Below are 13858 nucleotides of genomic sequence, written 5' to 3' on the forward strand. Positions count from 1 at the left end.
TCAGAAGTTTGCCATTGGTTTCTAGCACTGGAAGCAATAGACGTTTCTGGATTTGCGCTGATAGCGTAAAAAATTGAACGCTTAAGGCTAATTCAAGGGTTGCTAAAACATGTTTTCAAGGCCGACAAGCTTTTCCGGTTTTCTCGTACGCAGCATTCAGACACTCCCCTACTTAGCGGTGATAGCCGGTCCTTTATTTTTCTGCATTGGATTGTGGATGAGCCATTCGGCCACCAGCTTTTCTAAAAATGCTGTCGAAGTTGAAGCGCTAGTGATTAGCGTCGAAGAGCGTCAGGGAGACAACGGGACAGTCTTCAGGCCAACCTTTGAAGCCAAAACGCCGAGTGGAAATAGCGTCCAATATGTCGGGAATACTTGGGTCGCTCCAAAACCTCACGAAGCGAACGAAACAGTTTCAGCTTACTACGATCAGGCCTCCGGCGTTATCCGTAGTGATGTGCTCTTGAACCAGTTCCAGTTCATGGGGAGCATGTTCATGGGCATTGGAGGTATCTTTGCTGTGCTTGGCGTTAGTTTTTTCGGAAGGCGGCGGTATTTGCGCCATCAAAAGGCCTGAGACCGCTTCAACCCAATCCTTGCCAGCCTCGTTAGACTAGGGCTCGACCGCTCTAAAGCGGTCGTTGAAGCTCTCGATCCAAACGGTAGAAAAGTCCCGCCGACCCTGATTTCAAGATCACTCAGATCATGCCCATGTAGCGATTTCCGTTCTGGTGAAGTTGGGCCGCATCGCTTGACTGTATCGGCAGCGGCGGGTTTGGGCCGGTATTATTGGCCCTGCAATCATCGCTCAACGTCCGCCCGGCGTCCACTCAAGTTCCACCCCGTTCCGATGCGTAATCGTGCACAGAACAAATTTCTCGGTTCCTAGAATTATCGCGTTCTCACCGGCCTCAATCGGGAAAAAGCGCAGATCTTTGTTCCAAATTTTTGTGCGTATCATCACCGGTCCATTTATTGAACATCGAAAGGCTGACTGTGTCATTGTGCAATTGGGCATTGTTTGCCCAGCCGCGGTTCGCACCTCAAACGGCATAATTTGCTTTTCTTCTGTAAAACGTGGTGTGAAGTCTAGGCCCTCAGGCGGGGCATTTATTGCCAGTATTTCAGGGCAATCCTCGCCATCAGGAAACCGCGTTAGCCACCATTTCGACCCGAAGCTAAATCCTAGAAGCCCCAGGGTCACGACCGCTCCGATTGCAATCCAATGACGCGCCTTCATAGCCTTAGGCGTTTCGTCGCTAGTTTGAGACATATCCAGCAGCCCTGATGTCGTTTCTGCATTCATAGGTAAGTCGAGATCAATGATCGTAGTCGGTATTGGCCTCGCAAATCAATACCGTGGCATTCACTCTGAGTGAGGCGTCGGTTTGACAGGACGAATTTGATATATCTGCGACGGCTTTCACAGGATCGAGCGCCGAAAGAGCACCGATTATGCAGCCGGCCTGCCGGGGGGAGGGATAGCTCGCCAAATTGAGAAAATCTTGATGATCCAACCGGTCAATCAGATGTCGCGCACTGGCGCTTTGGCTGCACAGCCGTCATCGGAAAGTCAATAATGCTAGATCAAAGATCCAATGGCAGGCTTGGGGGGCATCGCGGAAGCTGGTGGACCAGCGGCAGTTTTGGGCCGGTCGCCCAGCTGTGCAAAACTCGCCTTTGCGCATCGCTGAGTTTTGGGGGCTTGGCGTTATGGCCAAGATACCCGCCAAGGTATTCTCAGGTCTCGTTGTCACATCCTGAGCCGCCGACACCGTTCAAACGATATCGTCGAAACAGGGCTTGGTGTTGGCCATCAGGCCAAGTCATATCAATATGGAAAAGGGGATGATGGTGGAGCCTAGCGGGATCGAACCGCTGACCTCCTGCATGCCATGCAGGCGCTCTCCCAGCTGAGCTAAGGCCCCATCATTTTACAGCGTCGTCGTTGCCGTGAGGCGCTGACTAAGCAATGCTGCGGGCGGGATCAAGCGAAAAAATCCCGCCACGCAAAAGTTTTTTTAAGAATCGTCATCTTCACCGGCAACGTCGGCGATTTCTTCCAACGGAACCGTATCATCGTCTTCGTCTTCCAGGACTGTATCGTCGTCGATATCTACATCAACGTCGTCATCATCCAGCAGATCGACGTTTTCTTCGTCTGCTTCTGTGGCCTTGGCATTGGCCTGATCTGCGGCATCCGCGGCCATCAGCGACTTCTTACCGGTGTCGAGGTTCACAACCTCGCCGGTATAGGGGCTAACAACTGGGTTCCGATTTAGGTCGTAAAAACGCTTTCCGGTGGTCGGGCAAACGCGCTTGACGCCCCATTCTTCCTTGGGCATGGGTAGTCCCCTTCAACTCGTGGTCTGTTCGACAATCTGGGCCAACTGCCATAACAATACGCCCGTGTCAAAGGCTTTGACAGGCGAATGACCGAGGCAATGGATAGTAAGGGGCATATGAGCCAGATTCGCCTGCCGGGCAACCCTCCGATTGATGTTGTTTTGCGCCGTTCCGCGCGGGCGCGGCGTTTGTCGCTGCGTATGTCGCAGTTGGATGGGCGTGTGACCCTGACTTTACCGAAAAACCTGCCCGAATCGCAGGGCGTTGCGTTTTTGCGCGAAAAGGAATCGTGGTTGCGCGGGCATTTGGCCGGGCGACAGGCGGATGTTGTCGTTGGTCTTGGGGCGCAAATCCCGGTCGAGGGCGAAATCCTGCGTATTGAGCCGGGGCAGGGGCGCTCGGTCCGGCGTGGGGACGGTGTGTTGTTGGTGCCAGGAGCCGACGACCGGGTTGCGGCGCGCGTCAAAGGGTGGTTGCGCACATTGGCGCGTGATCGTTTGGCCGAGGCCTGTGATGAATATGCACTGCGGCTGGGACGCCCCTATGATCGTCTGACCCTGCGCGACACGCGCTCGCGCTGGGGGTCTTGCACCCATGATGGTGGATTGATGTTTTCATGGCGGCTGATCTTGGCCGAGCGCGAGATCTTGGATTACGTCGCTGCGCATGAAGTCGCGCATCTGGCCGAAATGAATCATTCCCCGGCTTTTTGGGCGCAGGTCGAACGTATATACGGGGATTGGAAACCGGCTCGCAATTGGCTGCGCGACAACGGGTCGGCGCTGCATCGGTTCAAGTTTGAGTGAGGTGATCAGATGAAAACGGCTATTTTGATCGCGGCTGTAATGGTCACCAATTCGGTGTTGGCCAGCTCGGCCTTGGCCTGTGTGCCGGAACGCGGTGTTGTTTACGATTCCGTGGAGACGCTTCCGCAGGGTGTGATGTCAATCGGCCTTGCCACTGTCACTGATGTGCAGTTTCTCGAACCGGAGAAGACCAAGGCCTGTTTCATCACCACCTATGCCGATGGCCAAGCGAAATTCGGGGCCTTTCCAACGGCGTTTTCGGTCAAAACCTGCCACCATCCCAGACGGTTACAGAGGCTTAGAACAGATCAGGCCTCGCTCCAGGAATTCACCGATATTCTAGGCTATGCAGCTGGGGCCGAGGTCGTTTTGGGCATTGTTGATCAGCCCGACGTGCCGCAAACCCCCTATCGGTATTTTGTGCCAAGCTGTTGGGGCGCGCTGCATCTGCGGCTTGACACGCTCAACAGTGATGAGAGGGCTGAGTTTATGCTCGGCATCAATGATATGGTCACCTCTTTTGAGGCCAATAGCCGCTAAACTTCGACTGATTATTGACCTTTGGTGCATTTGTGATCACATACACATATGCAAAACCCCAAACCTATCGAAACCGCCTCTGCCCATGACCGTGTTTATCGCGGTTTGCGCACCCGGATCATGCACGGCCAGATCGCGCCGGGCCAAGCGTTGACCCTGCGGGGTTTGGGCAAGGAGTTCGAGGTCTCGATGACCCCAGCGCGCGAAGCGGCGCAGCGTTTGGTGGCCGAAGGGGCCTTGCAAATGTCGACGTCTGGTCGGCTCTCAACGCCCGAGCTGTCAAATGAACGTATCGAAGAGCTTGCCGCCCTGCGCGCCCTGATCGAAGTTGAGCTGGCCTCGCGGGCCTTGCCCCGCGCCCATATGCAGCTGATCGAACGGATGCAAAACATCAACAGCGGCATCGCCGATGTGGTCTCAAACCGCGATGCCGTTGGCTATATCCGAACGAACCTAGAGTTCCACCGCACGCTGTATCTTCGCGCTCAGGCACCGGCGATGCTCGCCATGTGCGAAACTGTTTGGCTCCAGCTTGGCCCGACGATGCGGGCGCTCTATGGCCGCTTGCGGCGCACCGAAGCCCCGCAATACCACCGTCTGATCCTTGCCGCGCTCAAGGCCGGGGATGAACCCGGCCTGCGCCTTGCCGTGCGCTCGGACGTCACCCAAGGCCTGCGGATGCTGGCAACTTAGCTGGCCGCCAAGGCTGCATCCATCAAGGCCTTGATGGATTTGGTTGAGGTCTGCGCCACGATCCGCCCCAATTCCGTGTCGCCTTTCAACGCCACCAAGGTTGAGCGGCGCGGGATTTTCAGGCTTTTGACCAGATCAGAGCGGCCATATTGGTCCCAATCCACGTCGATAAAGGTGATCTTGGCGGCGTAATCCGGGTTTTCGTCTTTGAGCGCCTTGATCACGCGTTCTTGCGCCGCGCAGGTCGAACACCAGCTGGCTTTGAAATCCAGAAACACAACCTCACCCTTGGCAAGGTGCTTTTTCACCAAGCCGGGGGTGTAGTCCGTTCCAGCCGACGCCGCAAAGGGCAGAGTGGCCGCAAGGCCAGTAAGAAACAAACGACGGTCCATAGGTAACTCCATTTAGAGGGACACGGAAAGATCAACCAGCCAAGTCGGCAAAACGCCAATCAGCCAAGCTTCGATGTAGTGGTGCCATTTCAGCAAGAGCGCGGTGCCAACCAGTATGAAAACCACGCCCAGAATGGGCCGCGCCGCAACAGCCAAGCCGCGCAACTGGGCATTATAGCGGCCAATCGCACCGCGCGTGCCATAGGCCAGCCCAAGGATCAGCGTTGAGACCCCAAGCGCGAAGGCCGTCATGATGAATGTCGCCCGCAGCAACCCTTCGCCTTGCGAGGCCAATGAAATGGCTCCGCCCAGCGTGGGGCCAATGCAGGGGCTCCAGACCGCGCCAAGCAGCAGGCCGCCTAGGAACTGACCGCGCAAGGAATTGCGATCAACGTCATCCATCTGCGCATCGGCGCGGGCGGACATGCCCGCGGTTGCCCCTGCCAAAACCTCGCCCGCGCGTGGCACCAGCAAGGCCAACCCGAACAAGATCATCAACACAGACCCGGCATCCGAAATGGTTTGAATATCAATACCGAGTAAATGCCCAAAGGCGGTCACCCCAACGCCCAGCGTCACAAAGCTTAGCGACAAACCCGCCGCCATTGCCACCGGCCCCATACGTCCAGATTGCAGCGCTCCGGCGATCACAATCGGCAAGACCGGCACCACGCAGGGGTTGATGAGGGTCAAAAGACCCGCGCCATAAGCAAATACATATTCCATGCCGCATGTATCGCCGACGCAGGCAGCTGTGTCACGTCAACGGTTGCGCACAGCCGGTCACATCGCCGTGGGCTTTGTTGCACTTTTGCCGGGTGGTGCATTGATCCGGCAATGGCCTATGCTAGGCCGCAACTGCAGTTTTTTCATTGATCGGACCCATGCCATGAGCATTCGAACCACATCCGGGCGCGGCACGCGTTATGACAGCATTCTCGACACGGTTGGCGACACGCCGACGATCAAAATCAACCGTATCGCGCCGGATCACGTCAATGTCTTCGTCAAATTCGAGGCCTTTAACCCCGCCGGATCGGTCAAGGATCGGCTTGCCCTGAATATCATCGAAGCCGCCGAACGGGATGGACGGCTCAAGCCCGGTCAAACCGTGGTTGAAGCGACCTCGGGCAACACCGGGATTGGCCTAGCCATGGTCTGTGCCGCCAAAGGGTATCCGCTTGTGATCACAATGTCCGAGGCGTTCTCGGTCGAGCGTCGTCAATTGATGCGGTTCTACGGGGCCAAGGTTGTGGTGACCCCCAAAGCGCTCAAAGGGTTTGGCATGGTCAACAAGGCCATCGAGTTGGCCGAAAAGAACGGCTGGTTCCTTGCCTCGCAGTTTGAGACCGCCGACAATGCCGATATTCACGAAAACACCACCGCGCGCGAGATTTTGGCGGATTTCAAAGGCGAAAAGCTTGATTATTTTGTCACTGGCTTTGGCACCGGTGGCACGGTGTCCGGCGTGTCGCGTGTGCTGCGCAAGGAAAGCCCGGACACCAAGATCGTGCTGGCCGAACCGGCGAATGCCGCGCTGATTGCATCGGGCTATGTGAACACCCGCAATGAGGCCAATCAACCTTCGGAAAGTCACCCGAGCTTTGAACCGCACCCGATCCAAGGCTGGACCCCGGATTTCATTCCCTTCGTTTTGCAAGAAGCCTTGGACAATGAGGGCTATGACACGTTGGTGAAAACACCGGGGGCGGAAGGGATTGCTTGGTCCAAACGTCTTGCCGCCGAAGAGGGCATCTTTACCGGCATTTCCGCAGGGGCCAGTTTCGCCGCCGCCATGGAAATCGCCAAAGACGCCCCCGCCGGGGCCAACATCCTCGTTATGCTGCCCGACACCGGCGAGCGGTACCTGTCCACGCCGCTGTTTGATGGCGTCGACGCGGATATGTCCGAAGACGAAATCGCCATCTCGCAATCCACACCTGCGGCGCAAATGGGCTGATCAAGACGGGCCCAATAGGGGGTCGCTAGGGCCCCCTATTGTCGGCCATCCGCAAGATGCGTTTGGTCATTTCTGCCGGCGCAAAGGACCGGTTCGACTGGGATTAGGACGCGTTCGGGTCGTCGACACCTTCGACGACGCTTTCAAGATGCCAGATTTTGGAAACGATCTGCCAACCGGCCTCTCCTTTGACAAAGCCAAGATGGTCAACAAAGACATTGCGATGGGCGCGAATGCGGATTTTGACCGTGGCGTTGATCGGGGACAAATAGTCAATCAACAGAATGTCCGCCTCCTTTTCCTGCCCTACGCTTGCGGGGGAGGTGCGGGTGCTGACATCTTGCAGGAAGCTTTCAATCGGTTCCACAAAGACCTTGCCCTCGTCGGAGTCAAACAAGCTCGATGCCGGGTGGAACACGATGCCCAGCTTGTCGATGTCGCATTCATGAATTCCGTCAAGGTACAGGTTCACGGCTTCAATCAGGTCGTTTGGGGTCGTCATGGTCGGGTCTCCGTTTGCATCAGTGATATAGACTTGCCATCTCGTGAAAATTTGCGATACTGGCAAAATGGACAATGATCGGTCAAATATTGCCAATGTTCCCGAAACGGCGCGCGCGCCCCTCGTCTGCGCCATCGCCTATGACGGGCTTTGCACGTTTGAATTTGGCATTGCGATCGAGCTGTTTGCCTTGCCACGCCCAGAATTCCAGCATTGGTATCGCTTTGCGGCGGTGAAGGCTGAGCCCGGTCCGCTTCGGGCCACGGGGGGCATTACAATCGACGCCGAAGACGATTTGGGGCTGCTTCAAGACGCGAGCTTGATCGTCATTTCGGGCTGGCGGGGGGCCGATATGCCGGTGCCAGCCGAGCTTTGTACTGCGCTACGAGACGCCCATGCGCGCGGCGCGCGCATTGCCTCCATTTGTTCCGGTGTCTTTGTGTTGGCAGCGGCCGGGTTGCTTGATGGAAAAACGGCGACAACCCATTGGCGCTACACGGATATGTTGGCCGCGCGGTTCCCCAAGATCACGGTCGACCCGGATGTTCTATTTGTTGAAAATCAGGGTATTTATACCTCGGCGGGGTCGGCGGCGGGCTTGGACCTCGGGCTTCATATCATCCGGCAAGACTTTGGCGCGCAAGCGGCGGCAAGTGTGGCGCGACGGCTTGTTTTGCCTGCGCAACGGGATGGTGGACAGCGGCAGTTTGTTCCCAGACCAGAGCCGAAAGCGCGCATTGGTTCGAATCTTGCCACGCTTCAAGATTGCATAAGAGCTTCCATCGACGAAAACTGGCCCATTGCTCGCATGGCCAAAACCGCAGGGACAAGCGCGCGGTCGCTGGCGCGGCGTTTCCACGAGGAAACCGCGGCAACCCCGATCCAGTGGCTAACGGCCGAGCGTGTCTCCCGCGCGGCGGAATTGCTGGAAAATAACAACATGCCCCTGACGGATGTTTGGGAGGCGTGTGGTTTTGGCTCTGCCGAAACATTTCGCCGAGAGTTTCGCAAAGTGATGGGCGTTCCGCCCGTTAAATACAGGGAACGCTTGGGCGCATTGTAGCGACGGCGCGCTGTTTCTGCACGGCAAAGCATCAAGCACAGGCGGCATCTCGGCGGTGGCCAAGGTAAGGGGCCAAAAGAAAAGGCGGGCCGGAAACCAAGGCGCGCCTGAACGATAACCTAGGATGTCGGTGACGATGTCACGCCGCCAAACCACGGCTCCCGATCTCTAGGAACTTCTTGCGACGCGCGGCGATAAGCTGTTCGCTCGACAAATCCTTGAGCTCGCCCAGCATCCCGGCAATTGCATTGCCAACCGCTTTGATCGACGCGTCTTTGTCGCGATGGGCACCGCCCAGAGGTTCGGGGATCACACGGTCCGCAACACCAAGCTGATAGAGGTCCGCCGCCGTCAAACGCAGCGCTTCGGCGGCATCGCGCATCTTTTCGGCATCTTTCCACAGGATCGAGGCACAGCCCTCAGGGGTGATCACCGAATAAACCGAATGTTCAAGCATCGCGACGCGGTTCCCCGCGGCAAAGGCCACAGCCCCACCAGAGCCGCCTTCGCCAATCACAACGCAAACCAGCGGCACGCCGATCTCAAGGCATTTCTCGGTCGAACGGGCAATCGCTTCGGATTGGCCACGCTCTTCGGCACCGCGACCGGGATATGCACCGGGCGTGTCCACCAATGTCACCACCGGCAGGCCAAATTTCCCGGCCATCTCCATCAAACGCACCGCTTTGCGATAGCCTTCGGGCCGCGCCATGCCAAAATTGCGTTTGATCCGGCTCTGGGTGTCGTCGCCCTTTTCCTGCCCGATCACCATCACCGGCTGGTCGTTAAAGCGCGCCAAACCGCCCATAACCGCCAGATCATCGGCAAAGTTGCGATCCCCGGCTAGGGGGGTGAATTCGGTAAACAACGCATCGACATAGTCTTTGCAATGCGGGCGTTCGGGGTGGCGTGCGACCTGACATTTGCGCCAAGGGGTCAGCTTGCCATACAGGTCTTTGAGCAGGTCATCGGCCTTGCGGTCCAACGCTGCGGCCTCGTCTTCGATATCCATATCGTCGTTGCCCCGCGCCAAGGCGCGCAACTCTTCCGCTTTGCCTTCAATTTCAGCAAGAGGTTTCTCGAAGTCGAGGTAATGTGCCATTCGTCGCTCCCTACGGTCCTGCTGCTATATGGCGCGGCTTGGGCCGATATGCAACTCAGCAAGATTTGTCCATTTGGTTTGGGGCAAGGTCCATCGTGCAAACAGGAGGCCGATGAATGGCGAACACCTACGAGGATCGGATGCGGCGTGTGATCCAGCATATTTTTGACAATCCCGCCGGGGATTTGTCTTTGGATGCGCTGGCAGATGTGGCTGCGATGTCGCGGTTTCATTGGCATCGCGTGTATCACGCTATGACCGGCGAAACCTGCGCCCAAGCGGTGCGTCGTGTCCGGGCCCATCGCGCGGCGTGTTGGCTGGTTCAAAGCGACTGGCCCATTGAGGTGATCGCGACCAAGGCCGGGTATGATAACACCCAAAGCTTTGCCCGCCTGTTTCGAAAACGGTTCGGTATGACCCCGGCGGCCTTTCGGGCTGCTGGTCGTGCCGGGCACCCTGATTTCGAACTTAGAAAAGGACCAAGACATATGTTTCCCGTTGAAATCAAAGAACTTCCCGAGCGTCGTCTCGCGGCGCTGCGCCACACCGGCGCTTACCCTGAAAGCGGTCGGGCCTATGAACAGGTGGCAGCGGTGTTTTCCGCCAACAACCTGTGGCCACAGGCGCGCGGCATGGTGGGGGTCTATTACGATGATCCCGAAAGCACCCCCGAGGCAGACTTAACAGCGGATTGCGGTGTCGAAGTCGCCGAGGCGTTTGAGATGCCAGAGGCCTTGAGCGATGTGCGGCTCACAGGTGGATCCTATGCGGTTTTGATGTTCAAGGGGCCGTATTCCGGGCTCAAATCGGCCTATGATTATCTCTATGGCCCTTGGCTTGCTGAAACCGGGAAAGATCCGGCCGATGCGCCAAGTTATGAGCGTTATCTCAATTCTCCAACCGATACCGCGCCAGCGGATTTGGTGACCGAAATCTGTATGCCGTTGGCCAAGGGTGGCACGGCCTAACACGGGCCTAGCACGGGCCTGGACCGCCCTATCCCAGCAGGACTGGCACCATAGAGGCCACCAACAGCGCCGCCATGGCCCAATTAAAGAGCCGCAATCGTTCGGGGCGGGCCAATAGGCGGCGCACTGCGGTCCCTAATGCGGTCCAGGTCAAAGCCGACACGGTGCCGATCGCTGCATAGATTCCCGCAACCCAAAGGATCGCCAAGGCATCGCGGCTGGCCGCATAAAGCGTGATGGCCCCCAAGGCCATCGACCAGGCTTTGGGGTTCATCCACTGAAACCCCGCAGCCTGAACAAAGGTCAGGGGCCGCGCATCGCTTGGCGCATCCTTGGGCGGGGCGGCATGGGCGATCTTCCACGCCAGCCACAGAATATAGACCACTGAAATCACGCGCAAAACCAAATAGGCCGAGGGCCATGCCTCAAACAGCTGCATCACGCCGAACCCGACCATAACGATCATCAACGGGAAGCCATAGGCAACCCCGGTCAGATGTGGCACAGAGCGGCGCAGACCAAAATTGGCCCCCGAGCTCATCAGCATGAGATTATTGGGCCCCGGCGTGAACACGGTGGCAAAGGCAAAGAGCGACAGGGCGATAAGGATCTCATAGGTCATGACGCAACAATTGCGCTTATCTGTGGGCTTTTAGTTGCAAAATTGGGTAACTGGGCGCTAAGTTTGCAACTTATGACGCAGATTGATGAAATGGACCGCAAGATATTGCGCGAGCTATCGCTGGATGGCCGGCAAAGCAACCTGGCGCTGGCCGATCGGATCGGGTTATCCCCCTCGGCCTGCCTGAGGCGCGTGGCCACCTTGGAGAAACGCGGGGTGATCTCGGGCTATCGGGCGGTGATCAATCCGGTCAAAAACGGCATTGGTTTCACCGCCTATGTTACCGTCGGGTTGAACAAACATACCAAAGAAGCCCAGCAGGCGTTTGAACGTGCGATGAAGGCTGCGCCGCAGGTGCGTGAATGCCACAACACCACGGGCGCGGTTGAATATCTGCTGCGCGTCGAAGTGGCGGATTTGCCGAGCTACAAACACTTTCACAACGAAGTTCTGGGCACCCAACCCCAAGTGAACGCAATCACCACGCTTGTTGTCATGGGCTCACCCAAGGACGAGCGCGCCTGATCCCCTTCATTTTGCCAAATAAACTCCGGGGAGCGCGCAGGGCTGGCCCCTCGCTCCAACAGCAAAACGCCCGGCTCCTGTCAGAACCGGGTGCTCGTTGTTCGGAAAAATCCTGCTTAGGACGCGGCAATCAGCTCAGATTGCGCCACGATCACCTCGGCCTGTTTGATCGAGGCGATGTCAACCAACCGGCCTTTGTAGACGGTGGCCCCTTCGCCATTGGCTTTGGCCTGCTCCATGGCGGCCAAAATCTCGCGGGCTTCGTTCACGGCCTCTTCGGAGGGGGTGAAGACAGTGTTTGCCAAAGCGATCTGCTTGGGGTGGATGGCCCATTTGCCGACCATGCCCAAGGTGGCCGAGCGTTTCGCTTGTGCAATATAACCTTCGTCGTCCGAGAAATCGCCAAACGGACCATCAACCGGCAGAACGCCATGGGTCCGGCAGGCCGCAACAATCGCGGTCTGTGCCCAATGCCACGGGTCAGAGAAGTGACGCGTGTCACCGTGCAGCATGTAATAGTTTTCCTGCGTGCCACCGATCCCGGTTGTCTGCATGCCCATCGAGGCAGCAAAGTCAGCCGCGCCAAGGCTCATGGCTTGCAAACGTGGGCTTGAGGCGGCGATTTCTTCGACGTGGGCGATGCCAGCGGCCGATTCGATGATCACCTCAAAGCTAATCGGCTTGGTGCGGCCCTTGGCGGCCTCGATCGCGGTAACAAGCGCGTCAACCGCATAGACATCCGCGGCACAGCCGACCTTGGGGATCATAATCTGATCAATGCGGTCACCGGCCTGTTCCAACACATCGACCACGTCGCGATACCAATAAGGCGTGTCGAGCCCGTTGATACGCACCGACATGTATTTGGTGCCCCAATCAATGGTGTTGAGCGCTTCGATGATATTGGCGCGGGCGCTGTCTTTGTCGCTTGGGGCGACCGAATCTTCGAGATCAAGGTTGATCACATCCGCAGCCGAGGCCGCCATTTTCGGGAACAGCTTGGTGTTCGATCCGGGGCCAAACAATTGGCAACGGTTGGGGCGGGCAGGGGCGGCGGGTTGAATTCGGAAGCTCATGGCAGATCCCTTCGGTAAGGAAATTTCGATTTTGCTGTCTCAGGGGTTATTAAATTGCGCAATGCTGCGCAAGCAAAAAGAACTTCATGCGACCTTCTGCAGTGCGGCAAAGCAAATTTTCGCGCGTTTTTTGATCAAAGATCGAATAATCTTCGAAAAATTGCACCCGGTAACGTGATCTAGCAAAGATATCCTGAAAAATGCAGGCCAAACTTCCCTCGCTACGATTCAAGATTGCGAACGAGGGGACGCGCCATGATTGAGACACCATACCTGCTATTCTTGGGCGATGCGCCCGATATGTTGGCCGCAAAGGTTGCCATCGGCATCCGCGATTGGCGCCCAGACAATGCGCTGGGCCAAATTCGCCTGCCAGGCTGCGGGGCCGACCTTGGGCTGACCGACATGACATTGGCCGAAGCCAAGGCGGCGGGGGCCAAGACGCTGGTGATTGGTGTTGCCAATCGCGGCGGCATGATTTCACAGTCTTGGAAAGACCTTCTAATTCAGGCGCTTGAGATGGGGTTTGATATTGCCTCGGGCCTCCATAACCTCTTGCGCGACGAGGGCGATCTGGTTGCGGCGGCGCAAACCTTTGGGGGCACCTTGCATGATGTGCGCGTCCCGACAGATGGCTATCCGATTGCCAATGGCGTGAACCGCACCGGCAAACGCTGTCTGGCTGTGGGCACCGATTGTTCGGTGGGCAAGATGTACACCGCCCTGGCGATGGATGCGGAAATGCAAAAGCGCGGGCTAAAGTCGACTTTCCGGGCTACCGGTCAGACGGGCATCTTGATCACCGGTCACGGTGTGCCTCTGGATGCGGTCATCGCTGATTTCATGGCGGGGTCGGTGGAATACCTGACACCTGACAATGATGACGATCATTGGGATATGATTGAGGGGCAGGGATCGCTGTTCCACATTTCCTATTCCGGTGTGACCATGGCGTTGGTGCATGGCGGTCAGCCTGATGCGTTGATCTTGTGCCACGAGCCGACACGCGAACATATGCGCGGCCTGCCGGGGTTCAGCCTTCCGTCGTTGGAAGAGCTGCGGGACACGGCACTGCCCTTGGCACAAAAGTCAAATCCGGCCTGTCAGGTGGTTGGCATTTCGGTCAACACCCAGCATCTGAGCGAAGAGGACGCGGTCAAATATTTGGCGGATGTCGAAGCGCGCATGGGGCTGCCCACTGTTGACCCATATCGTCATGGGGCTGGGCGTCTGGTGGACGCGTTGGCAGCCGTGTAAAGTGAT

17 protein-coding genes and 1 tRNA gene are annotated in these 13858 nt (G+C 57.3%); 9 read left to right on the plus strand and 9 right to left on the minus strand.

Annotated elements, in window-relative coordinates; all coding sequences use genetic code 11:
• Nucleotides 1-217 precede the first annotated feature (217 nt).
• Nucleotides 218-577 carry a hypothetical protein gene (locus ACRBB0_RS19195; RefSeq protein WP_431376078.1) on the plus strand — a complete coding sequence of 120 codons (360 nt, stop codon included), beginning with the start codon at nucleotides 218-220 and terminating at the stop codon, nucleotides 575-577.
• A 231-nt stretch (nucleotides 578-808) separates the two neighbouring features.
• On the opposite strand, the gene ACRBB0_RS19200 is transcribed toward ACRBB0_RS19195, so the two are convergent.
• The 3 genes from ACRBB0_RS19200 to ACRBB0_RS19210 all read right to left on the minus strand — a co-directional run bounded on the left by ACRBB0_RS19200 (nucleotide 809) and on the right by ACRBB0_RS19210 (nucleotide 2345).
• A complete protein-coding gene (locus ACRBB0_RS19200) occupies nucleotides 809-1306 on the minus strand; it encodes a hypothetical protein (RefSeq protein ID WP_431376079.1) in 498 nt (165 codons plus the stop codon).
• Between the two features lie 546 nt (nucleotides 1307-1852).
• Nucleotides 1853-1928, minus strand: a tRNA-Ala gene (locus ACRBB0_RS19205).
• Between the two features lie 93 nt (nucleotides 1929-2021).
• Nucleotides 2022-2345: a TIGR02300 family protein gene (locus ACRBB0_RS19210; RefSeq protein WP_431376080.1), complete on the minus strand. Its 324-nt coding sequence runs from the start codon at nucleotides 2343-2345 to the stop codon at nucleotides 2022-2024.
• Between the two features lie 117 nt (nucleotides 2346-2462).
• Between ACRBB0_RS19210 and ACRBB0_RS19215 the strand changes: the two genes are divergently transcribed.
• Genes ACRBB0_RS19215 through ACRBB0_RS19225 form a run of 3 tightly spaced genes read left to right on the plus strand, consistent with a single transcriptional unit; the run spans nucleotide 2463 to nucleotide 4385 of the window.
• On the plus strand, nucleotides 2463-3152 hold the full coding sequence (locus ACRBB0_RS19215; RefSeq protein ID WP_431376151.1) for a M48 family metallopeptidase: 690 nt from the start codon (nucleotides 2463-2465) through the stop codon (nucleotides 3150-3152).
• A 9-nt stretch (nucleotides 3153-3161) separates the two neighbouring features.
• A complete protein-coding gene (locus ACRBB0_RS19220) occupies nucleotides 3162-3692 on the plus strand; it encodes a hypothetical protein (protein WP_431376081.1) in 531 nt (176 codons plus the stop codon).
• A 48-nt stretch (nucleotides 3693-3740) separates the two neighbouring features.
• Entirely contained in the window at nucleotides 3741-4385 is a 645-nt protein-coding gene (locus ACRBB0_RS19225) for a GntR family transcriptional regulator (RefSeq protein ID WP_431376082.1), read from the plus strand.
• On the opposite strand, the gene ACRBB0_RS19230 is transcribed toward ACRBB0_RS19225, so the two are convergent.
• Both ACRBB0_RS19230 and ACRBB0_RS19235 read right to left on the minus strand, forming a co-directional pair.
• On the minus strand, nucleotides 4382-4777 hold the full coding sequence (locus tag ACRBB0_RS19230; RefSeq protein WP_431376083.1) for a thioredoxin family protein: 396 nt from the start codon (nucleotides 4775-4777) through the stop codon (nucleotides 4382-4384). The genes ACRBB0_RS19225 and ACRBB0_RS19230 overlap by 4 nt on opposite strands.
• 12 nt (nucleotides 4778-4789) lie before the next feature.
• A complete protein-coding gene (locus ACRBB0_RS19235; protein WP_431376084.1) occupies nucleotides 4790-5503 on the minus strand; it encodes a cytochrome c biogenesis CcdA family protein in 714 nt (237 codons plus the stop codon).
• A 163-nt stretch (nucleotides 5504-5666) separates the two neighbouring features.
• Here ACRBB0_RS19235 and cysK point away from each other — a divergent pair, with 163 nt between their 5' ends.
• A complete protein-coding gene (cysK, locus tag ACRBB0_RS19240; RefSeq protein WP_431376085.1) occupies nucleotides 5667-6737 on the plus strand; it encodes a cysteine synthase A in 1071 nt (356 codons plus the stop codon).
• A gap of 103 nt (nucleotides 6738-6840) precedes the next feature.
• Here cysK and ACRBB0_RS19245 read toward each other — a convergent pair whose 3' ends face one another.
• Nucleotides 6841-7239 (minus strand): nuclear transport factor 2 family protein, encoded by a 399-nt coding sequence (locus tag ACRBB0_RS19245; protein WP_431376086.1) that lies wholly within the window; start codon nucleotides 7237-7239, stop codon nucleotides 6841-6843.
• A gap of 67 nt (nucleotides 7240-7306) precedes the next feature.
• Here ACRBB0_RS19245 and ftrA point away from each other — a divergent pair, with 67 nt between their 5' ends.
• Nucleotides 7307-8302, plus strand: a complete 996-nt coding sequence (gene ftrA, locus ACRBB0_RS19250; protein WP_431376087.1) for a transcriptional regulator FtrA — start codon at nucleotides 7307-7309, stop codon at nucleotides 8300-8302.
• Between the two features lie 139 nt (nucleotides 8303-8441).
• Here ftrA and ACRBB0_RS19255 read toward each other — a convergent pair whose 3' ends face one another.
• Entirely contained in the window at nucleotides 8442-9404 is a 963-nt protein-coding gene (locus ACRBB0_RS19255) for an acetyl-CoA carboxylase carboxyltransferase subunit alpha (RefSeq protein ID WP_431376088.1), read from the minus strand.
• Nucleotides 9405-9520: 116 nt separating this feature from the next.
• Between ACRBB0_RS19255 and ACRBB0_RS19260 the strand changes: the two genes are divergently transcribed.
• Nucleotides 9521-10372 (plus strand): AraC family transcriptional regulator, encoded by an 852-nt coding sequence (locus ACRBB0_RS19260; RefSeq protein WP_431376089.1) that lies wholly within the window; start codon nucleotides 9521-9523, stop codon nucleotides 10370-10372.
• Nucleotides 10373-10400: 28 nt separating this feature from the next.
• Here the strand turns inward: ACRBB0_RS19260 and ACRBB0_RS19265 are convergent, their stop codons facing one another.
• Nucleotides 10401-10994 (minus strand): LysE family translocator, encoded by a 594-nt coding sequence (locus ACRBB0_RS19265; protein WP_431376090.1) that lies wholly within the window; start codon nucleotides 10992-10994, stop codon nucleotides 10401-10403.
• 72 nt (nucleotides 10995-11066) lie between these two features.
• On the opposite strand from ACRBB0_RS19265, the gene ACRBB0_RS19270 reads away from it, so the two are divergent.
• Entirely contained in the window at nucleotides 11067-11519 is a 453-nt protein-coding gene (locus ACRBB0_RS19270; protein ID WP_431376091.1) for an Lrp/AsnC family transcriptional regulator, read from the plus strand.
• A 116-nt stretch (nucleotides 11520-11635) separates the two neighbouring features.
• On the opposite strand, the gene ACRBB0_RS19275 is transcribed toward ACRBB0_RS19270, so the two are convergent.
• A complete protein-coding gene (locus ACRBB0_RS19275) occupies nucleotides 11636-12595 on the minus strand; it encodes an L-malyl-CoA/beta-methylmalyl-CoA lyase (protein ID WP_299929626.1) in 960 nt (319 codons plus the stop codon).
• A gap of 255 nt (nucleotides 12596-12850) precedes the next feature.
• Between ACRBB0_RS19275 and dgcN the strand changes: the two genes are divergently transcribed.
• On the plus strand, nucleotides 12851-13852 hold the full coding sequence (dgcN, locus tag ACRBB0_RS19280; protein WP_431376092.1) for an N-acetyltransferase DgcN: 1002 nt from the start codon (nucleotides 12851-12853) through the stop codon (nucleotides 13850-13852).
• Nucleotides 13853-13858: the final 6 nt, after the last annotated feature.

It is taken from the genome of Pelagimonas sp., assembly GCF_050633425.1.
Classification (GTDB): domain Bacteria; phylum Pseudomonadota; class Alphaproteobacteria; order Rhodobacterales; family Rhodobacteraceae; genus Pelagimonas.

What these genes read in the sequence shown, in the direction of transcription:
- dgcN (WP_431376092.1), top strand. Translation starts at nt 12,851, where the DNA reads ATGATTGAGACACCATACCTGCTATTCTTGGGCGATGCGCCCGATATG.
- ftrA (WP_431376087.1), top strand. Translation starts at nt 7,307, where the DNA reads ATGGACAATGATCGGTCAAATATTGCCAATGTTCCCGAAACGGCGCGC.
- ACRBB0_RS19225 (WP_431376082.1), top strand. Translation starts at nt 3,741, where the DNA reads ATGCAAAACCCCAAACCTATCGAAACCGCCTCTGCCCATGACCGTGTT.
- ACRBB0_RS19200 (WP_431376079.1), bottom strand. Translation starts at nt 1,306, where the DNA reads ATGAATGCAGAAACGACATCAGGGCTGCTGGATATGTCTCAAACTAGC.
- ACRBB0_RS19230 (WP_431376083.1), bottom strand. Translation starts at nt 4,777, where the DNA reads ATGGACCGTCGTTTGTTTCTTACTGGCCTTGCGGCCACTCTGCCCTTT.
- cysK (WP_431376085.1), top strand. Translation starts at nt 5,667, where the DNA reads ATGAGCATTCGAACCACATCCGGGCGCGGCACGCGTTATGACAGCATT.
- ACRBB0_RS19270 (WP_431376091.1), top strand. Translation starts at nt 11,067, where the DNA reads ATGACGCAGATTGATGAAATGGACCGCAAGATATTGCGCGAGCTATCG.
- ACRBB0_RS19235 (WP_431376084.1), bottom strand. Translation starts at nt 5,503, where the DNA reads ATGGAATATGTATTTGCTTATGGCGCGGGTCTTTTGACCCTCATCAAC.
- ACRBB0_RS19265 (WP_431376090.1), bottom strand. Translation starts at nt 10,994, where the DNA reads ATGACCTATGAGATCCTTATCGCCCTGTCGCTCTTTGCCTTTGCCACC.
- ACRBB0_RS19195 (WP_431376078.1), top strand. Translation starts at nt 218, where the DNA reads ATGAGCCATTCGGCCACCAGCTTTTCTAAAAATGCTGTCGAAGTTGAA.
- ACRBB0_RS19275 (WP_299929626.1), bottom strand. Translation starts at nt 12,595, where the DNA reads ATGAGCTTCCGAATTCAACCCGCCGCCCCTGCCCGCCCCAACCGTTGC.
- ACRBB0_RS19210 (WP_431376080.1), bottom strand. Translation starts at nt 2,345, where the DNA reads ATGCCCAAGGAAGAATGGGGCGTCAAGCGCGTTTGCCCGACCACCGGA.
- ACRBB0_RS19220 (WP_431376081.1), top strand. Translation starts at nt 3,162, where the DNA reads ATGAAAACGGCTATTTTGATCGCGGCTGTAATGGTCACCAATTCGGTG.
- ACRBB0_RS19245 (WP_431376086.1), bottom strand. Translation starts at nt 7,239, where the DNA reads ATGACGACCCCAAACGACCTGATTGAAGCCGTGAACCTGTACCTTGAC.
- ACRBB0_RS19255 (WP_431376088.1), bottom strand. Translation starts at nt 9,404, where the DNA reads ATGGCACATTACCTCGACTTCGAGAAACCTCTTGCTGAAATTGAAGGC.
- ACRBB0_RS19260 (WP_431376089.1), top strand. Translation starts at nt 9,521, where the DNA reads ATGGCGAACACCTACGAGGATCGGATGCGGCGTGTGATCCAGCATATT.
- ACRBB0_RS19215 (WP_431376151.1), top strand. Translation starts at nt 2,463, where the DNA reads ATGAGCCAGATTCGCCTGCCGGGCAACCCTCCGATTGATGTTGTTTTG.